The organism is bacterium (assembly GCA_035530055.1).
GTDB lineage: Bacteria > UBA6262 > WVXT01 > WVXT01 > WVXT01 > WVXT01.
Genome location: DATKVN010000066.1, coordinates 1 through 4,063 on the forward strand (window position 1 = coordinate 1; position 4,063 = coordinate 4,063).

The following is a 4,063-nucleotide window of genomic DNA, read 5'->3' on the forward strand; positions in this document are numbered from 1 at the left end:
TAGGTGGGATCGTGCCTATAATTCTAACCCTGATCACAGCATTTGAAACCCCTGGTTTTGGGGCAGAGAAGAAAAAAGTAATATTAGATGCCATCGATTTGTTCTATGATAAGGTGGCCGAAGGTAATGTTATGCCTATAACCAAAGAAAAGTTATTAGGAATTGCCAGTGGGTTTATTGATATTGCGGTAGCATTCTTTAATTTAGTCGGTTGGTTCAAGCATGGAAACCCTATCGTCAGTTCCTAGGCGATTCCTGGTTAGAAAAAAAGACCATTCCTAAGTGGGAAAAACTGTTTAAAGCCTGGGGAATATATAATAAGGACTTTCACGAACTATATAGGCAATATATTCATGGAGAAAGATATAAAAAATACATTAATTTAGTTACTAAAGATATCCAGGAAAGTATTATATCAATGAATAAGTTCCAGATTAACGAATGTCTTAAAGAATTTTTTTGGAAGAAAGAATTTTTATGCCCGGATATTCCAAAATAAAAATTGCTCGCCACCACCCTGCATGTGCTTTTTCATTAAATTACCTCCTAACCCCTGCGGTCGAGTACGCAGGGGTTCATTTTTTTTATAAATAAGTTTTTTAAAAAAGAGGGTTTTTAAAAGATATGTCGTATAATGAATATAGAAATATTTAAGAATTAAGTTTAAGAGTAATTATTAAGAGAAAAATAGAAGTAACTTTGCAAGACATGCCGATTTGGGAGCATAAACGGAGTACTTCGGTTATTTAAAGTTGAACTAAACCGCTCCGCGGTAGCTTTACCAGAGCGGCCTTAGTCTTTTATTGTTCTTTGAAAATTAAGTGATCTAATCCCGTTTACTTAAGACGCAATTTTGTTCCCTTTCACTTGAGATCTATCTATCTCTTTTATTTTGATTTTAATTAGGCAATAATGGATTAAAATCAATGAAAGGAGATTTTATCATGGGAAAATTAAGGGAACAGATGAAAATGGATCTTAAGCTAAAGGGGTATAGCCCCAAAACTCAAGCTGCCTACCTCGGGTATATGAAAAACTTTGTCCGCTACTTCGGCAGATCACCGGCCAAGATGGGTGAAAAAGAAATACGGGAGTATCTTTACCATCTGGTAACAGAGAAGGATCTTGGCGATTCAAGTATAAATGGAGCTTACAGTGCTTTGAAGTTTTTCTATAAGACGACACTGTGCAGGGATTGGAATGTGGCGAAAATTCCCCGCCGCAAACCAGAGAAGAGACTTCCCGTGGTCCTGGATGGTTCCGAAATAAAACAGTTGCTGGCCGTTACTACCAACTTAAAGCATCGGGCCCTTTTGATGATCACCTATTCGGCAGGATTGAGGGTGAGTGAGACGGCTCATTTGAAAGTCTCTGATGTAGACAGCAAGCGGATGCAACTGCTTGTCGCTCAGGGAAAGGGTAAGAAAGACCGTTACGCTTTGTTATCCTCAGTTACTCTGAATTTGCTTCGTGACTATTGGAGACAATACCGTCCGTTTAGCTGGCTATTTCCGGGTTGTTCGCCAGATAGACCGATTTCCACTAGGTCTATCCAGAAGATATTTAAGAAGGCGAAAGGAAAGGCAGGGATTAAAAAGCCGGCCACAGTCCATACTCTGCGGCATAGTTTTGCCACTCATCTTCTGGAAGCGGGAACCGATATTTATCGTGTCCAGAAATTGATGGGTCATACGAGCCCGAAGACTACTGCCATCTATATACATCTGAGACGTCAGGATCTGCTCAAAGTAGTCAGTCCGCTGGATTCTTTGCTGGGCTCATAAAGATGGACTTGAGCAAGAATACTCTCTCTGGGAATGAAGTGGCAGACATATTTCGCCAGTTTGGCCCGGCCTATAGAGAGTCCCACCCTCTGCCGCTTTGTCATCTTAGAGCTATGAAGGCTATCGAGTGTTGCCGCACTGCGGCCTTAGGTGGACATGTCGAACAATGTGATGTCTGCGGGCATATTCGGATTTCTTACAACTCCTGTCGGAACCGACATTGTCCCAAGTGTCAAAGTCTGCCCCGGGAGAAGTGGCTGGCTGCCCGGAAGAGGGACTTACTACCGGTCGAATATTTTCATATCGTTTTCACCATCCCAGATCTACTTAATCCTTTGGCCTTGAGAAACCAGAGGGTGGTTTATAGCCTCCTGTTCAAGGCAGCCTCCGAGGCCCTTCTTGCCTTAAGCAAAGACCCTAAGCATCTGGGTGCAGAGATTGGCTTTATCTCGATTTTGCATACCTGGGGACAGAATTTGATGGACCATCCTCACCTTCATTGCCTCGTCCCTGGTGGGGGGTTATCTCTTGATGGCCAGCGGTGGATTTCTTCCCGAGGAGGGTTTTTCATCCCGGTGAAGGTTTTGTCCCGGTTGTTCCGGGGAAAATTCTTATTCTATCTCAAGGAGGCTTATCGAGCTGGCAAGCTAAAATTTGTCGGAAGAATCTGTTCGATGGGCGATAAGCGAGAATTTCAGAAGATGTTGGATCAGCTTTACCGGAAACAGTGGGTCCTCTACTGTAAACCACCGTTTCGGAGTCCTAAACAGCTACTGGAATATCTCGGTCGGTATACTCACCGGGTGGCAATAGCTAATCATCGCCTGGTTAAAGTGGAAGATGGGAAGGTCACCTTTCGTTGGCGGGATTATGGAGATGGCAACAAGAACAAGCAGATGACCCTGGAGGCCTTTGAGTTTATTCGGCGGTTTCTATTACATATTTTACCGAACAACTTTGTCAAAATCCGACATTATGGGCTGCTCAGCAACCGCAATCGAAAAACCAAGTTCAGGCGGTGTCAGAAGATTTTGGGGAATACCTCAAACGGGAAACAGCAGTCAACCGAATCAGAAAGCTGGGAGGAATTACTTTTTAAACTGATCGGTATTGACCCTCGTATCTGTCCTTGTTGTAAAAAAGGCCAGATGGTCACCAGGGAGATTTTAGTTCCCTCGTGCCATGCACCTCCCAGGAAGGAGAGATGGGTAGCTTGATTTTCAAATAGCGGATATGAATAGAGGGTTAAGGGAGAAGAACGCCCTTTTTTAAGAAAATCAACTCTATTATGAACACCGTATTGAGAAAAATATTTCCCAGACCATCAAATTTACATTTAGTTCTTCTAAGAAGGTCATCAGGGAAAGCTTTAATAGCAATTTGATGAACGAAATCGCTGGATTGAATTCCCATAGCCACAGCGGAGCGGCTTCGTTCAACCGAATTGCTTCCGAAATTGAGCATAGGTAACATTAAAGTCAAAAACCTTAGCTTCATCTGTGCTCCAACTTCGGAAGCAATCTTAATCGTTAACCGAAGTTCGTCCGGCTCTTTTGAAGGGGGACTTTATCACCTAAATAAGAAAGGAGTGAGACAAATGACTAAACCAAATTACCAAGATGCTACCCTAATGCTTCAACTTGCTCAGTGGGGTGCTGCATTGGGACTAAACGAAGCGATGAACTGGATGTGGAGTGACCAGTTCGTTCCCGACTATGCTGAGTTTGTGAAAAAGTACCCCCGGGGTAGTGAGGGATTCGCCATCGCCTCCAAAATCTGTGGCGTGTTCGAAACTATTGGCACCCTTTACAAGCATGGGTTATTCAATGAGGAACTATTATTCGACTGGCTGGCGATAGGCCTCGTGTGGGATAGGATCAAGGGATTTGCCCTTGGAGAGAGGGAACAGACTGGAGAACCCCGAATAAACGAGAACTTCGAAGCTATGGCAAAAGCCCAAAAGGAATGATAGGACACCACTTCATAGTCTTTTGAGAACTGGTGGACACTGAAGCCCATATTGGAATAGATTCTTCCCCTTTCGAGGAGCCGGCGAATTCTATGTTCCCCTTGGTCGCTTGCCCTATGTTTCCCGAATGGCAGCATGAACTTATAAATATAGCAAAAGAAATATTACACAATCATGACCCTCTATGCTCCTAACGCAGTTCTCAATATTGTACCCCCACTACCCGGCTTACCTGGTAACTACACCGGTTTGAAGGAGATACGTGCTTGGTTAGAGATCCTTGTAGGGATAAACCTCAAGCTCGAAGGAG

At 43.5% G+C, this 4,063-nt stretch carries 5 protein-coding genes; 4 read left to right on the top strand and 1 reads right to left on the bottom strand.

The window, feature by feature from the left end; all coding sequences use genetic code 11:
- The 3 genes from VMW39_05285 to VMW39_05295 all read left to right on the top strand — a co-directional run.
- Positions 1–248, top strand: a 248-nt coding sequence (locus VMW39_05285; GenBank protein HUW23424.1) for a hypothetical protein, incomplete at its 5' end; no start/stop codon positions are given.
- Positions 249–944: 696 nt separating this feature from the next.
- Complete coding sequence (locus VMW39_05290) at positions 945–1,784, top strand: site-specific integrase (protein HUW23425.1); 840 nt, start codon at positions 945–947, stop codon at positions 1,782–1,784.
- A gap of 2 nt (positions 1,785–1,786) precedes the next feature.
- Positions 1,787–3,001: an IS91 family transposase gene (locus VMW39_05295; GenBank protein ID HUW23426.1), complete on the top strand. Its 1,215-nt coding sequence runs from the start codon at positions 1,787–1,789 to the stop codon at positions 2,999–3,001.
- Positions 3,002–3,029: 28 nt separating this feature from the next.
- Here the strand turns inward: VMW39_05295 and VMW39_05300 are convergent, their stop codons facing one another.
- Positions 3,030–3,281 carry a hypothetical protein gene (locus tag VMW39_05300; GenBank protein ID HUW23427.1) on the bottom strand — a complete coding sequence of 84 codons (252 nt, stop codon included), beginning with the start codon at positions 3,279–3,281 and terminating at the stop codon, positions 3,030–3,032.
- 100 nt (positions 3,282–3,381) lie between these two features.
- Between VMW39_05300 and VMW39_05305 the strand changes: the two genes are divergently transcribed.
- Positions 3,382–3,753, top strand: coding sequence for a hypothetical protein (locus tag VMW39_05305; GenBank protein ID HUW23428.1), 372 nt, complete (start codon positions 3,382–3,384; stop codon positions 3,751–3,753).
- Positions 3,754–4,063: the final 310 nt, after the last annotated feature.